The following is a 15,119-nucleotide window of genomic DNA, read 5'->3' as shown; positions in this document are numbered from 1 at the left end:
CAGGCGGCCGGTGGCGGCGGGCGGCGTGCGGCTGCTGGGCGATGACGTGGTGGGGCTACCGGCCGGCTTTCTCGAAGCGGGGGCGGCCGCAGCGCTGGTCAGCGTGACGGAGGCGGGCGACCGCGAGACGGCAACCTTCTTCAACGCCTACCATGCGGCACGCCTCGATGGCTGCACGCCGCTGAAGGCCTTCGCAGCGACGCAGCGGAGAATGCTTGCGGACGAGCGCTGGCCAATCCGGCGCTGGGCGGGCTTCACCCTCTACGGATGCACCTGAAGAAGCGATCGGGCCTGAGCACAGGCGGGGGTGTGCTGCGATGCCGCCTCGCCAAGCTGTGCGGGCATCCGCGGCGCGTTGCGGGAATCGCCCGAACCGAATGCAGACCCCACGACCAAATACCCATAATTCGCATAAGGTATATTATGGAATATTTATATCTACAATTAGATCAGATATTTAGCCGGATATGCTGGCAAACCAAGCCAGCCTGACGGCCATACGAGCTTTCGTTTGGCGCAAGCAATCCTGCTCCGCCAAAGCCTGTGTTGCCGTGGCTTGCGGACGCTGCAATAAGCGCCTCGAGCGCGAGATCGCCGATGACTTCCGAGCATTTGGTCGTCTCAAGAACAACAATCCCAAGGGAGAAACTAGGATGAGTTTTTCACGACGCACGCTTCTCAAGGCATCCGCTGCGTCAGCGGTTTTGGGTGGCATTGGCGCGCCGCTGGTGGCGCGGGCCCAGACTGCCGAATTTACCTACAAGTACGCCAATAATCTTCCTGACGGCCATCCCATGAACGCCCGGGCCAAGGAAATGGCGGCCGCGATCAAGGCTGAGACCAATGGGCGGTTCGACCTGCAGATCTTCCCGAACAACCAGCTCGGTTCCGATACCGATATGCTGAGCCAGATCCGCTCGGGCGGCGTCGAGTTTTTCACGCTGTCTGGCCTGATTCTGGCGACGCTGGTGCCGGCGGCGTCCATCAGCGGCATCGGCTTTGCGTTTCCGGACTACGACACGGTCTGGAAGGCCATGGACGGGGGCCTGGGCGCCCATATCCGCGGCGAGATCGCCAAGGCGAACCTCGTGGTGATGGAGAAGATCTGGGATAACGGCTTCCGCCAGACCACGTCGTCGACCAAGCCGATCAACGGTCCGGAAGACTTCAAGGGCTTCAAGATCCGCGTGCCGGTGTCGCCGCTCTGGACCTCGATGTTCAAGGCGTTCGATGCGGCGCCCGCTTCGATCAATTTTAGTGAAGTTTACTCTGCATTGCAGACCAAGATCGTCGAGGGTCAGGAAAACCCGTTGGCGATCATCTCGACCGCAAAACTGTACGAAGTGCAGAAGTTCTGCTCGCTGACGAACCATATGTGGGACGGCTTCTGGTTCTTGGCGAACCGCCGCGCCTGGGAAAAGTTGCCCGAGGATGTCAGGACGATCGTTGCCAAGAACATCAATGCGGCGGCCGTCAAGGAGCGCGAGGACGTTGCCAAGCTGAATGCCGGGCTGCAGCAGGAACTGGCCGGCAAGGGCCTGACCTTCAACCAGCCCAACGTCGCGCCGTTCCGCGACAAGCTGCGCTCCGCCGGCTTCTACGCGGAATGGAAAGGTAAATATGGCGACCAGGCCTGGGAGCTGCTCGAAAAGTCCGTCGGCAAGCTCTCGTAGCGCCTGAGAGGCCGTCATGGCTCATGCCGGAATGAGCGAAGCCGTTGGCGGCGAGGCGGGGCAGTCCCCTCCTCGCCGCCATGTGCTGGCGTCGATCGAACATGCCCTGGGAATGCTGGTCGAGCTTCCGGCCGCGCTTCTGGTCATCGCCGAGATCGTGATCCTGTTTGCGGGGGTGGTGGCGCGCTATGCGTTGCACCAGCCGTTGATCTGGTCGGACGAACTGGCCTCGATCCTGTTCCTGTGGCTCGCCATGCTCGGCGCCGCGGTCGCATTCCGCCGTGCCGAGCACATGCGAATGACGGCCATTGTCGCCAATGCGAAGCCTGCGATGCGGGCTTATCTCGATCTGGTGGCGACGTCGGCGGCGCTGGCGTTCCTGATCCTGATCGCCTGGCCGGCCTACGAATACGCCTACGAGGAAAGCTACATCACCACGCCGGCGCTGCAGATCAGCAATATCTGGCGCGCCGCGGCGCTGCCGGTCGGCATCGCGCTGATGGCGATGTTTGCGCTGCTGCGGCTGGCCCGCGCCAGCAACGTTCGCACGGTGCTGGGCGCGATCCTGTCGGTCGCGCTGGTCATCGGGGTCTTCTGGCTGCTCAGGGGCTCGCTCAAGCCGCTCGGCAACCTCAATCTGATCATTTTCTTCGTCGGCGTGGCCGGCTTCTGCGTGTTCGCCGGGGTGCCGATTGCATTCGGTTTTGGCCTGGCGACCTATGGCTATCTGGCGCTGACCACCGGCACGCCGCTGATGGTGCTGGTAGGCCGCATGGACGAGGGCATGAGCCACCTCATCCTGTTGTCGGTGCCCCTCTTTGTCTTCCTCGGCCTCCTGATCGAGATGACCGGCATGGCGCGCGCCATGGTGGCGTTCCTGGCAAGTCTCTTGGGCCATGTCCGCGGCGGCCTGCATTACGTGCTGGTCGGCGCGATGTATCTGGTGTCCGGCATCTCAGGCGCGAAGGCCGCCGATATGGCAGCCGTGGCGCCGGTGCTGTTTCCGGAGATGAAGGCGCGGGGCGCCAAGCCGGGCGATCTGGTCGCCCTGCTCTCCGCCACTGGCGCGCAGACAGAGACCATTCCGCCGAGCCTCGTGTTGATCACGATCGGCTCAGTGACCGGCGTGTCGATCGCGGCGCTGTTCACCGGTGGCCTGCTGCCGAGCCTGGTGCTGGCGATCACGCTGTCGGCGCTGGTGTGGTGGCGCTATCGGAACGAGGACCTGCGGCACGTCACGCGGGCGAACGCTACCGAGATCGCCCGGGCCTTCGCCATCGCCCTGCCCGCCATCGCCCTGCCATTCGTGATCCGCTATGCCGTGGTCGAGGGCATCGCAACCGCGACCGAGGTTTCCACTATCGGCATCGTATATGCCTTCATCGTCGGCTTCTTTGTCTACGGCCTTCTGATCTACCGCAATTTCGACTGGCGGCGGATCGTGCCGATGCTGGTCGAGACCGCGTCGCTGTCGGGTGCGATCCTGCTGATCATCGGCTGTGCCACCGGCATGGCCTGGGGCCTCACGCAATCCGGCTTCTCGCGGACGCTGGCGGCTGCCATGACCGGCCTGCCCGGCGGCTCGGCGACGTTCATCGCAGTCTCGATCGTGGCCTTCGTGATCCTGGGCAGCGTGCTGGAGGGCATTCCGGCGATCGTGCTGTTCGGGCCGTTGCTGTTTCCGATCGCCCGCACGGTCGGCGTGCACGAGGTGCACTATGCGATGATCGTGATCCTCGCGATGGGTATCGGGCTATTCGCGCCGCCCTTCGGAGTAGGCTATTATGCGGCCTGCGCCATCGGACGCGTCGATCCGGCCGAGGGTATCCGGCCGATCTGGGGTTACCTGTTGGCGCTGATGGTCGGCCTGATTATCGTGGCCATCTTCCCGTGGATTTCCATCGGGTTCTTGTAAGGTCTAATTTTGTAAATGGGACAAAGCCGATGAGCGCAGCCCAGAACCAGTATTCCACCGGATTGGACAAGACACCGGCGAATTATGTGCCGCTGACGCCGTTGAGTTTCCTGGCTCGCAGCGCCGCCGTTTTTCCCGATCACGTCAGCACGGTCTATGAGGGCCGCAGCTTCACGTGGGCCGAGACCTACGCGCGCTGCCGGCGCTTTGCGTCCTGGCTCGCCGGCCGCGGCATCGGCAATGGCGATACGGTCGCGGCGATGCTGCCGAACGTCCCGGCCATGAACGAGGTGCATTTCGCGGTCCCGATGGCAGGTGCGGTGCTGAACGCGCTGAACATCCGGCTCGACGCGCCGTCGATCGCCTTCCAGCTCGATCATGGCGGCGCGAAAATCATTCTGGTCGATCCGGAATTCTCCGACGTGATCGCGGAAGCGCTGACGCTGATGAAGGGGCAGAAGCCTTTCGTGGTCGATGTCGACGACGCGGCGTTTGCAGGCGGCAAGCGGATCGGTGAGATCGAGTACGAGGCGGCGGTTGCGGCGGGCGATCCCGGCTTCGTCGCGCGGCTGCCCGCCGATGAATGGGATGCGATTGCGCTGAGCTACACCTCGGGCACCACGGGCAATCCGAAGGGCGTCGTCACCCATCACCGCGGCGCCTATCTCAATGCCGTCAGCAATATCCTGGCCGGCAATCTCGGCCAGCATCCGGTCTATCTCTGGACGCTGCCGATGTTCCACTGCAACGGTTGGTGCTTCCCGTGGACGGTCGCGGCCTCGGCCGGCATCAATGTCTGCCTGCGCAAGGTCGATCCGGCAAAAATCTTCGAGTTGATTCCCAAACACGGCGTCACCCACATGTGCGGTGCGCCGATCGTCTACAACACGCTGATCAACACGCCCGGCGCGCCCAAGGGCGACAAGGCGCGCCGCGTCGTCGGATTGATCGCGGGCGCAGCACCGCCGGTCGCCGTGCTCGAAGGCGCCGAAAGCATCGGCATCAAGCTGACCCACGTCTACGGCCTGACCGAGGTCTATGGCCCGGCCTCCGTCTGCGCCGAGCAGCCGGGCTGGGATGAACTCCCTGCCGACCAGCGCGCCCAGATGAAGCGCCGGCAGGGCGTGCCCTACCCGCTGGAAGAAGCCGTCACCGTGCTCGACCCCGAGACCATGCAGGAGGTGCCGCGCGACGGCGAAACCATCGGCGAGGTGATGTTCCGCGGCAATATCGTGATGAAGGGCTATCTGAAGAACGAGAAGGCGACGCAAGAGGCCTTCGCCGGTGGCTGGTTCCACACCGGCGATCTCGGCGTGCTCGACGAGCACGGCTACGTCATCATCAAGGACCGCTCCAAGGACATCATCATATCAGGCGGCGAGAACATCTCCTCCGTCGAGGTCGAGGACATCCTCTACAAGCACCCGGCCGTGCTGTTCGCGGCCGTGGTCGCAAAACCCGACTCCAAATGGGGCGAGGTGCCTTGCGCCTTCGTCGAGTTGAAGGACGGCGCCAAGGCGACGGAAGCCGAGATCATCGCCTTCTGCCGCAGCCACATGTCCGGCTTCAAGACGCCGAAGGCCGTCGTGTTCGGCGTCATCCCGAAGACGTCAACCGGCAAGATCCAAAAATTTATGCTGCGCAACCAGGTGGACTCGGCGAAAGCGATATCGGCTTAGATTCGTAGGGTGGGCAAAGCGTGGCGTGCCCACCATCTTGGGCGCGTAGACAATGGTGGGCACGGCGCTTGCGCGCCTTTGCGCCCACCCTACGGTCTAGGCCCGCTCTCGCTTGACCGGCGGATAGTATTGCGGCGCCTCTGTCCGTTCGAACATGCCGTAGTCGCGCATGACTTCGAACACGCGAAAATACTGGATTGCCGGATCGGCAAATAGCCGTGAGCCGAATTCGACGCCAGCTTGTTCATCCGGCAGATCGATCAGGTGCGCGAAGTGTCCGTCACGGTAGACGCTCGCGAAAGCGTCACGGCGCCAGTCGGTTGCGACCGGCAGCCTGCCGCTCGTCGATTCCGCCGCCAGCACATATGTCGGTTTGCGCCTCGCAGGATCGTTGTAGGGCGTGCGACGCGCGGGCTGCCAGACCGGCTGTCCCGGCCTCGCCTCGTGAGTGACCTGGGCGACGCGGATGCGATAGTCCGAGAAGACTTTGGCGCGGCCGATGGTCTGGACATCGTGATGGTGCGCATGGGCGCGCCATGCTGTCAGGGCTCCCTCGTCCTGCCATATCTGATAGGACAGCAGCAGGTCTTCCCGCGTCAGGCTCCTGAACCGATCGATGAAGAGGCAGCCACCCATCGCCTCAAGTTCGGGCTTCAGCGAAGCAGCGAGATCGAGATATTGATCCCGGTGTCCAGGCTTCGTCTGGACTTCAAAGAACAGACCAATCATCGACATTCCTCCGCGTCCGGCGGCCGGAGTTGCGACGGCTCAGCCTTTGCCGTCGAGCGTCAGCCGCATCCCATCATAGGCCGGAATGACGCCATCCGGCAGGCTCTGGCGCAGCACCTCATAATCGAGGTCCGAATGCATATTCGTAATCACAGCCTGCTTCGGTTTGAAGCGCTCGATCCAAGAAAGTGCGTCGTTGACGCTGAAATGACTGGAATGACCGGCATAGCGCAACCCATCGACGATCCAGAGATCGAGGTTTTGCAGCGCCGGCCAGCTCTCTTCGGGAATGTCGTGGAGATCGGGCGTGTAGGCGGCGGCGCCGACGCGGAATCCCAGCGCGGGAATCCTGCCGTGATGAACCAGGAAGGCCGACAGTTTGACCGGGCCGCCCTTCCCTTCGGTCAAGTGGCTCTCGCCGGCTTCGATCGAGTGGCGCGTCAGGATCGGCGGATAATCGCTGCCCTCGGGCGAGATGAAGCAATAGGAGAACCGCGCCATGATGTCTTTGGCGGTCGATTGGTTGAAATAGACCGGAATACGCCGGCGCTGGTGCAGCACGACCGAACGCAGATCGTCGATGCCGTGGGTCTGGTCGGCATGTTCATGCGTCAGGTACACAGCGTCGATGTGATCGACATTGGCGTCGATCAATTGCTCGCGGAGGTCGGGCGAGGTGTCGATCACGATCCGCGTGGTGCCGTGCGCGCCGGTACGCTCGACCAGCAGCGAGCAGCGGCGGCGGCGGTTTTTCGGATTGTTGGGATCGCAGGCGCCCCAACCGAGCGCCGGGCGCGGCACGCCGGCGGAGGATCCGCAGCCAAGAATCGTCAGCGTCACCGTCATGCAGTCGCCTTTGGCGCTGGCACCTTGGAAAACAGACGGAAGAAGTTTTCGGTCGTTTGCCGCGAGATTTCCTCCAGCGAGACGCCGCGTGTCTCCGCCAGCACCTTTGCGACCTCAACCACGTAAGACGGCTCGTTGCGTTTGCCGCGAAACTTGCCGGGCGCCAGATACGGCGCGTCGGTTTCGACCATGATGCGGTCAGCCGGCAGTTCGGCCGCGAGCTCGCGCAACGCTTCGGACTTCTTAAAGGTCAGGATGCCCGTGAAAGAGATCGAAAGGCCCAGACCAATCGCCTTCATCGCCAACTCGCGCCCGCCGGTGTAGCAATGCAGCACCGCGCGGAACGGTCCCTTGGCAATCTCGTCTTCGAGAATGCGGCCGCAATCCTCGTCGGCTTCGCGGGTATGGATCACCAGCGGCAATCCCGTCGCCCGTGCCGCCGCGATATGGGCGCGAAAGCCACGCTCCTGTGCTTCGCGGGAGCCGTGCTCATAGAAGTAGTCGAGCCCCGCCTCCCCCAGCGCCACGACCTTCGGATGCTTCGTCAGTTCAATCAGCTCGCTCGCAGGGATGCCGTCTTCCTCATCGGCATTGTGCGGATGGGTGCCGACCGAGCAATAGACGCTCGGAAACCGCTCGGCGATGGCAAGCAGCCCGCCGAGCCGCTTCACCCGCGTCGAGATGGTGACCATGCGGCCGATCCCCGCCGTCTCGGCACGCGCGACGATGCCGTCGAGATCTTCGGCAAAATCCGGGAAGTCGAGATGGCAATGGCTATCGACGAGCATGGCTTGCAAACGGCTCAATCCGCCTTTGGTTCGACATAGCGCGGAAACACGCCGACCGGCGGCGGCAAATTCGTGCCGGCCGCGATCCGCGTCCCGATCGCCGCAAAGTCCCGCGCGTCGTGTTGAATGCCAAGGCTGTCGAGCAGCTTGCCCGAGGCCTCCGGCATCACCGGCTGCGTCAGGATCGCGATCTGCCGCACCACTTCCGTGGTCACATAGAGCACGGTTTTCTGCCGCGCCGGATCGGTCTTGGCCAGCGCCCATGGCGCCTCGCCCGCGAAATAGCGGTCGGCCTCCGCGACCACGGACCACACCACGTTCAGCCATTGATGGATCTGCTGGCTCGCCATCGCCGTCCGCGACGCCTCCAGCATGGCGTCCGCTTCCGCCAGCATCTCCTTGTCGTTGTCGGTGAACTCACCCGGCTCCGGCAGCACGCCGCCCAGTTGCTTGGCGATCATCGACAGCGAGCGCTGCGCCAGATTGCCGAGACCGTTGGCAAGATCTGCGTTGATGCGCGCGACAATGGCTTCATGGTTGTAGTTGCCGTCCTGTCCGAACGGCACCTCGCGCAGGAAGAAATAGCGCATCTGATCGACGCCGTACTGGTCGGCCAGGTTGAAGGGGTCGACGACGTTGCCGACCGACTTCGACATCTTCTCACCCCTGTTGAACAGGAAGCCGTGCGCATAGACCCGCTTCTGCACGGGGATGCCGGCCGACATCAGGAACGCCGGCCAGTACACCGCATGGAAGCGGATGATGTCCTTGCCGATGATGTGCACGTCCGCCGGCCAGTAGCGCCAGTTCGCATCGCTTTCATCGGGGAAACCGACGCCGGTGATGTAGTTGGTGAGCGCATCGACCCAGACATACATCACGTGCTCGGGATCATCAGGCACCTTGACGCCCCAGTCGAACGTCGTGCGCGAAATCGACAGATCTTTCAGGCCGCCCTTCACGAAGCTGACGACCTCGTTACGGCGCGAATCCGGGCCGATGAAATCCGGCTGACTCTCGTAGAGCTGCAGCAGGCGGTCCTGATAGGCGGACAATTTGAAGAAGTAGCTCTTCTCCTCGACCCATTCGACCGGCGAGCCCTGGGGGCCACGGCGCACATTGTCCTCGCCGAGGACGGTTTCCTCTTCGGCGTAATAGGCTTCGTCGCGCACCGAGTACCAGCCGGCATAGGTGTCGAGATAGATGTCGCCGTTCTGCTGCATCCGGTTCCAGACCACCTGGACCGAACGATGATGGTCAGGCTCCGTGGTGCGGATGAAGCGATCGAACGACACGTTCAGGCGTTCGTCCATCTCCTTGAACCGGCCGGCATTGCGCGCGGCGAGATCGGCGACGCTCATGCCCTCGCTCTCGGCGGTCTGCACCATCTTCAGGCCGTGCTCGTCGGTGCCGGTGAGGAAAAATACATCCTTGCCGTTGAGCCGCTGAAAGCGCGCCAGCGCGTCGGTCGCGATCGCCTCGTAGGCGTGGCCGATATGGGGAATGCCGTTCGGATAGGCGATCGCGGTCGTGATGAAGTACGTGTCGCGTTCGGCAGCCGCAGCCGGCTTGGCAGCGGGCGCCGGCTTCGCGCGTGGCGCAACGGGCTTCGGCTTCTCTGCCGCGGGCGCCGCCTGAATGGCAGGGCCTGCTTCTTGCGGCGTTACCGCGCGCTTCTTCGGCGAGGTTTTCGCTGCGGACTTCCTGGGTGATTTGTTGACGGCTCTCTTCGCGATCTTCTTGGCCGACTTCTTCGCGGCCTTCGGAGCCTTCTTTGCAGCCTTCTTCGAAGCCTTGCCGACCTTCTTCACGCCGCGCGTGCTCTTGGCCGTCTTCTTGGCTGCAGTTTTCTTGGCCGCACGCTTTTTCGCCGCTGCCTTCTTGCTGGCGTTGGCGGACGGCGATTTGCGAGCCTTCTTCGCCTTCTTTTTCGAAGCTTTCTTTCCAGCCGTCGCCACTACGAATTCCTTTATGACTCAAAGATTGTCTTGGATTGAGATCAGGCGGAGCGTTACCGCGTCGCGTCCGCGAGCATCCCGAACACCGAGAAAACCAGCGGTTTTCGCTCCAAATTATAGGATTCGGTGTCGCGCGCGGCGCGGACGATCTTTTCCCATACCTCCGCCAGCCGTGCAAGGCGGGGCAGATTGGCATTGGCGTCGCCAACGCGCAGCTTTTCGCCGATCCAGCGATCGATGCCGTCGATGAAGGCTGCCAGCGCCACCCGGTCGCTGGTGCCGAGCGCCTCGCCAAGGGCGTGCAATTCGCGCGGATCGACCTGCGGCAGCGTCGCCAGCAGCGCCGCGGTCCGCTGCTGCAGCTTCAGCGCGTCGCCGCCGAGCAGCGTCAGCGCGCGGGACACGCTCCCCTCCGCGGCATCGGCAGCCTCGAAAAGCGCCGGATCATCGGGCGCGATGTCGGCGGCCCGCGACGCTGCGCGCACGACGTCGTCAGCCGTAAGCGGCCGCAGCGGCAGCTTGCGGCAGCGGGACAGAATTGTCGGCAAGGCCCGTGCCGGCGAATGGCTGACGAGCAGAAACAGCGATCGGTGCGGCGGCTCCTCAAGAATCTTGAGCAGCGCATTGGCGGCGTTCGGATTGAGTTCGTCTACGGTGTCGACGATGCAGACGCGCCAGCCGTCGACGGCGGCGGTCGAGCCGAAGAACGAAATCGTTTCCCGCGTCTCGTCGACGGTGATCACCGTCCTCATCACGCCGCGATCGTTGAGGCCGCGCTCCAGCACCAATAGCCCGCCATGGGCGCCTGCCGTGACCTGACGCGCGACGGGATCGTCCGGGTCGAGCGCCAGCGTCTCGGCTCGCTGCACCGAAGGCAGGGCCGGGTTTGGATTGGCCAGCACGAAGCGCGCCATGCGATAGGCCAGTGTCGCCTTGCCGATGCCTTGCGGTCCACCGATCAGCCATGCATGGGGAATGCGCCCGCTGCGGTAGGCCGTCAGCAAGGCCGTCTCCGCCTCGCGGTGGCCGAACAGATCGGCCATTTCGCGGGGATGCCTGACCGCCGTCTCCTGCTCGGCCTTGCGCGCGCTCATGGCGTGTCCGCCGGGCTCGGGACCGCGAACAGGTGGTCGCGCAGCGCAGACCAGACGCGGCCGGCAACCGTGTCGGCGTCGGCATTCGCATCGATCAGCACGCAGCGCTGCGGCTCTTCCGCAGCGATCTGCTTGTAGGCATCGCGCAGCCCCTGATGGAATTGCAGATCTTCCGCCTCGAACCGATCGGGCACGCCGCTGCCGCGGCGAGCCGCGGCGCGCTGGTGGCCGACTTCCACGGGAATATCCAGAATGATGGTCAGGTCCGGCTTGAGATCGCCTATCGTGACCCGCTGCATGGCGTTGAGAACGCCGGGCGAGACCTGCCCCAGTCGGCCCTGATAGGCTCGGGTCGAGTCCGAGAAGCGGTCGCACAGCACCCACGTTCCCTGGCTGAGCGCGGGCTGGATCACGGTACGGACATGGTCGTCGCGCGCGGCCGCGAACAGCAACGTCTCCGCTTCCGGTCCCAGCAGCTTGCCCATTCCCGACAGCACGAGATGCCGCATGATTTCGGCGCCTGGCGATCCCCCGGGCTCGCGGGTGACGATCGCGCGCAGCTTGGCTGCCGTCAGACGCTCGGCGAGCTTCTTGATCTGCGTGGACTTGCCGGAGCCCTCGCCGCCTTCAAAGGTGATGAACTTCCCGCGTCCGGATGGCCGCTGCAGCGTTGCCTGGTTCATGCTCAGAGCTTCTCTGCACTCGCGCGGAACATACCAATGACGAGCTCGCTGGCCCCGTCGAGCGCGCGGCGCATGGTCGAGCCGGTGCCGACCGCTTCCGCGGCATAGACCGGCGCCTCCACGGCGATATTGGGGCCGCGCCACACCTTGACGACGCCGACCGGTTGGCCGGCCTCCACCGGAGCCCGCACCGGACCATTGTAGACGATGCGCGCGATCAGTTTCTCGCTCCCGTTCTTCGGCACCATCACCTTGATCGGCTGGGGGCTGGCAAGCTTCACCGAACGGCTTGCGCCGCCGAATACCTTGGCGTAGCCGACCTGCTGGTTGGCCGCGAACAGCGTGCGGGTCTCGAAGTTGCGAAAGCCCCATTCCAGCATCTTCTTGGCCTCGGAGGCGCGATCATCGGGATCCTCAAGCCCGTTGATGACGACGATCAGCCGCGTGTCGTTCTGCACCGCGGAACCGACCATGCCATAGCCGCCCTCCTTGGTGTAACCGGTCTTCAGACCGTCGGCGCCATTGAGCGTGTTCAGAAGCGGATTGCGGTTCTGCTGGCGGATCTTGTTCCAGGTGAATTCCCGCTCGCCGAACAATTTGTACATGTCGGGATAGGTCAGGATCAGGTGGCGGGCGAGCTTTGCCAGTTCCCGCACCGTCATCTTGTTGGCAGGATCCGGCAGCCCATTGGAATTGCCGAAGGTCGACTTCGTCAGGCCGAGTTCGCGGGCCCGCTTGGTCAGGAAGTCGGCGGCGAAGATCCGCTCGTTGCCGGCCATGCCTTCGGCCAGCGCAATGCAGGAATCATTGCCGCTCTGGATGATCGCGCCCTTCAACAGGTCGTCTACCGAGACCTTGCTGTTGAGAATGGCGAACATGGTCGAGCCGCCGGCCGGTGCACCGCCCTTGCGCCAGGCGTTCTCGCTGATCCGGTATTCGTCCGTCAGCTTGACCTTGCCTTCCTTGATGGCGTTGAACACCACCTCGACCGTCATCAGCTTCATCATGCTGGATGGCGCCCGCAATTCATCGGCGTTCTTCTCGAACAACACGCTGCCGCTGGAGGCCTCGACCAGGATCGCGGTCGGCGCGTCGCCATCAAAGCCGCCGTCTTCCTTCTTCGGCGCGCCCTGCACGCTGTTGTTGGCGGCGTAGACCATCCCGCCCCAGACGACCGAAAGCGCGACGGCAACCGCCATCAGGCTCCGCCACGGGAGCCCGGCCGCGGCGTCGGATTTGCGGGGAACGGAAGTCTCTGCTGCCATCGGCGATGTCCTGAATCCGCGCGTTCTAACAGTTGGAAGTATCGCAAACAACACAGGTTTTGGACGTGCAGCCGTGTCGATCCGATTGCGGCAGCGGACGAAGGAACATATCGTGGCGAAGCTGCAATCTCCCGACAGAATACGAAAAACGGGGCGGAAACGCGATGCCATCTTCACGCACTATTTCCGCCAACGGGCTGGATTTCTTTGTCGTCGAGGAGGGACAGGGTCCGCTGGTGCTGCTCTGCCATGGCTGGCCCGAATTGTCCTACTCCTGGCGGCACCAGGTCCCCGCTATCGCGGAAGCCGGTTTCCACGTCGTCGCCCCCGACATGCGCGGCTTCGGCCGGACCAGCGCGCCGGCCGATGTCGGCGCCTACACCATCTTCCACAATGTCGGCGACATGGTCGCGCTGGTGGCGGCGCTCGGCGAAAAGCAGGCGGTCATTGTCGGCCATGACTGGGGCGCGCCGGTCGCCTGGCACGCGGCGATGTTCCGGCCCGATATTTTCACCGGGGTCGCTGGCTTAAGCGTTCCGCCGCCCTCCCGCGGCCGCGGCCTGCCGCTCGAGACGCTCAAGCAGAACGGCATCACCAATTTCTACTGGCAGTATTTTCAGCCTCCCGGCGTGGCCGAAGCCGAGTTCGAACGTGACGTCGCGGCGACCATGCGAATCGTGCTCGCCGGGCGCGGGCTCTCCGACCCGGCGGCCCATCAGTTCGTTCAGGAGGGCAAGGGCTTCCTCGGCGATACCGATCCGAATCGGCCGTTGCCGAATTGGCTGACCGAGGCCGACCTCGCCTATTTCGCGGCCGTTTATCAGGCCTCCGGCTTTCGTGGCGGGCTCAACTGGTATCGCAACATCGACCGCAACTGGGAACTGACGGCCCCCTGGCAGGGCGCACAAATCCGCCAGCCCTCGCTGTTCATCGCGGGATCGAAGGACGGCGTCATCACCGGGCTGATCGGCGCCAAGCAGGTCAAGGAGATGGAGCGTGTGCTGCCGAATTTGCGGCAGAAGCTCATTCTCGATGGGGCCGGCCACTGGATCCAGCAGGAGCGGCCTGACGAGGTCAACGCCGCCCTGATCGCCTTCCTGAAGGGGTAAAGTTTTTTGTTTGACGCGTTTTCTTGACGCGAACCGGGGCCACCCCGGATCAAGTCCGGGGCAGGCTTTCGCTTGAAAACGCTCTAGTAAAGTCCGCGGCCGCTGAGGACTTCGCTCGGCCCCCGCGAATCGACCGGCAGGTAGGCCTGGCTCGGGGCCGCATAGTTGGCCTCGTTCTCGTAGGACACGGCACGCGGATTTTCCGCGGCACGGCCACGCGACCGGCTGGAGGCCGACATTTCCGAGGTCGCATTGACTGAGGCGTAATCGGCCGAGGTGTTGCCGAGGTTGTAGGGCCTCCCCTCCGGCATCGGCACCTCGCCCCGGATCCGGCCCGCGGTGGACGACAGAATCTCGGGAACAAACGGACGGGCCGAAGCAACCCGGACCGTCGACGGAGACGGCGCGGGCTCACCAGTCCGCAGCGTCGCCAGCAGCTGGCGGTCGTCGGAACCCTCGAGCGGGGCCCGGCCGACATATTCAACGCGGACCCTGGCGACACCATTGGCTTTGAATTCAAGCAGTTCCGCGGCCTTGTTCGAGACGTCGATGAGCCGGTTGCCGTGATAGGGGCCGCGGTCATTGACGCGGACGATCAGCGACTTGCCGTTCCGGACATTGGTGACGCGGGCGTAGCTCGGGATCGGGAGCGTCGGGTGGGCCGCCGTCAGCGAGGTCATATCGAAGACCTCGCCATTGGCGGTCAGCCGGCCGTGGAAGTCGTCGCCATACCAGGACGCCATTCCCTCGGCGCGATAGTTCGGATCCTCCTCCGGCACGTAGACGCGGCCCGCGACCGTATAGGGCTTGCCGACGCGGTAGGTTCCCCCGCCCTTCGGCACGGGGTCGCCGAACGCCACGACGCGGGGGCTCGAGGAGACGCCGTATTTGGGATCGATGCGGCTGGCGAATTTGTCCGACGAGGCGCAATTGGCGAGGACAAGGCATGTTGCCACGGCAACAGTAGCGCGAACCACCCGAACGATCGTTGTTGGCCGTCGAATCCCCATCACCCCAATTACCATTTTCAGCGGCCGGCTGCCTACGTTGAAGCGCTACGGCCTGATCCCCACGATGCGGCCCACCTCCGCATCACGTGGTGAAGATATCGCAACCCGAACACGGCGGAAATGGGGTGCGGTCGCGCGTGATGAATGATCTGGTCGCGCGTGGTGAATGAATGGTTGCCTGCTTTATCCGTTGATTTACGGGCACAGCGCCACGATTCACGGTGTATGCATCCTTCGTTGTAGCCCTTCCTGTACCGCTTTCAGACAATCTGTTGCAGCAAATCATCACTCACGACCGATCTACGATTCCGCCCAGTGAATCTTTTTGACTGTGCAACGGTGGAGTCGTTCTGTGGATCTCAGGGGCGCA

The 15,119-nt window shown here is 63.8% G+C and carries 13 protein-coding genes; 5 read left to right on the top strand and 8 right to left on the bottom strand.

All coding sequences use genetic code 11. From position 1 onward, the window contains the following. The 4 genes from CQ14_RS19555 to CQ14_RS19540 all read left to right on the top strand — a co-directional run. The coding region (locus CQ14_RS19555; protein WP_156435170.1) for a CHAT domain-containing protein at window positions 1–277 on the top strand (277 nt) is incomplete at its 5' end. A gap of 376 nt (window positions 278–653) precedes the next feature. Continuing rightward, a complete protein-coding gene (locus CQ14_RS19550) occupies window positions 654–1,673 on the top strand; it encodes a TRAP transporter substrate-binding protein (protein WP_057859480.1) in 1,020 nt (339 codons plus the stop codon). 16 nt (window positions 1,674–1,689) lie between these two features. Beyond that, complete coding sequence (locus tag CQ14_RS19545; protein WP_057859479.1) at window positions 1,690–3,588, top strand: TRAP transporter large permease; 1,899 nt, start codon at window positions 1,690–1,692, stop codon at window positions 3,586–3,588. Window positions 3,589–3,617: 29 nt separating this feature from the next. Next, window positions 3,618–5,267 carry an acyl-CoA synthetase gene (locus CQ14_RS19540; protein ID WP_057859478.1) on the top strand — a complete coding sequence of 550 codons (1,650 nt, stop codon included), beginning with the start codon at window positions 3,618–3,620 and terminating at the stop codon, window positions 5,265–5,267. Window positions 5,268–5,363: 96 nt separating this feature from the next. Here CQ14_RS19540 and CQ14_RS19535 read toward each other — a convergent pair whose 3' ends face one another. From CQ14_RS19535 to CQ14_RS19505, 7 genes are read right to left on the bottom strand one after another with little or no spacing between them, the layout of a single operon-like run. Beyond that, on the bottom strand, window positions 5,364–5,996 hold the full coding sequence (locus tag CQ14_RS19535; protein ID WP_057859477.1) for an antibiotic biosynthesis monooxygenase family protein: 633 nt from the start codon (window positions 5,994–5,996) through the stop codon (window positions 5,364–5,366). A 39-nt stretch (window positions 5,997–6,035) separates the two neighbouring features. Then, complete coding sequence (locus CQ14_RS19530) at window positions 6,036–6,842, bottom strand: MBL fold metallo-hydrolase (RefSeq protein WP_057859476.1); 807 nt, start codon at window positions 6,840–6,842, stop codon at window positions 6,036–6,038. After that, complete coding sequence (locus CQ14_RS19525; protein WP_057859475.1) at window positions 6,839–7,630, bottom strand: TatD family hydrolase; 792 nt, start codon at window positions 7,628–7,630, stop codon at window positions 6,839–6,841. The genes CQ14_RS19530 and CQ14_RS19525 overlap by 4 nt, the downstream gene beginning before the upstream one ends. 14 nt (window positions 7,631–7,644) lie before the next feature. Then, window positions 7,645–9,588 carry a methionine--tRNA ligase gene (metG, locus tag CQ14_RS19520; RefSeq protein ID WP_082649947.1) on the bottom strand — a complete coding sequence of 648 codons (1,944 nt, stop codon included), beginning with the start codon at window positions 9,586–9,588 and terminating at the stop codon, window positions 7,645–7,647. 53 nt (window positions 9,589–9,641) lie between these two features. After that, window positions 9,642–10,682 carry a DNA polymerase III subunit delta' gene (locus CQ14_RS19515; RefSeq protein WP_057859474.1) on the bottom strand — a complete coding sequence of 347 codons (1,041 nt, stop codon included), beginning with the start codon at window positions 10,680–10,682 and terminating at the stop codon, window positions 9,642–9,644. Next, window positions 10,679–11,365, bottom strand: a complete 687-nt coding sequence (tmk, locus tag CQ14_RS19510) for a dTMP kinase (protein WP_057859473.1) — start codon at window positions 11,363–11,365, stop codon at window positions 10,679–10,681. The genes CQ14_RS19515 and tmk overlap by 4 nt, the downstream gene beginning before the upstream one ends. A gap of 2 nt (window positions 11,366–11,367) precedes the next feature. Next, window positions 11,368–12,630 carry a D-alanyl-D-alanine carboxypeptidase family protein gene (locus CQ14_RS19505; RefSeq protein ID WP_057859472.1) on the bottom strand — a complete coding sequence of 421 codons (1,263 nt, stop codon included), beginning with the start codon at window positions 12,628–12,630 and terminating at the stop codon, window positions 11,368–11,370. Window positions 12,631–12,794: 164 nt separating this feature from the next. Here CQ14_RS19505 and CQ14_RS19500 point away from each other — a divergent pair, with 164 nt between their 5' ends. Next, window positions 12,795–13,739: an alpha/beta fold hydrolase gene (locus CQ14_RS19500; RefSeq protein ID WP_057859471.1), complete on the top strand. Its 945-nt coding sequence runs from the start codon at window positions 12,795–12,797 to the stop codon at window positions 13,737–13,739. An 83-nt stretch (window positions 13,740–13,822) separates the two neighbouring features. Here CQ14_RS19500 and CQ14_RS19495 read toward each other — a convergent pair whose 3' ends face one another. Next, window positions 13,823–14,749, bottom strand: a complete 927-nt coding sequence (locus CQ14_RS19495; protein WP_057859470.1) for a septal ring lytic transglycosylase RlpA family protein — start codon at window positions 14,747–14,749, stop codon at window positions 13,823–13,825. Window positions 14,750–15,119 lie beyond the last annotated feature (370 nt).

Source organism: Bradyrhizobium lablabi (assembly GCF_001440475.1).
Taxonomy (GTDB): domain Bacteria; phylum Pseudomonadota; class Alphaproteobacteria; order Rhizobiales; family Xanthobacteraceae; genus Bradyrhizobium; species Bradyrhizobium lablabi.
The sequence above is the reverse complement of the archived record's forward strand: the minus strand, read 5'-3'. Positions and strand labels throughout refer to the sequence as shown.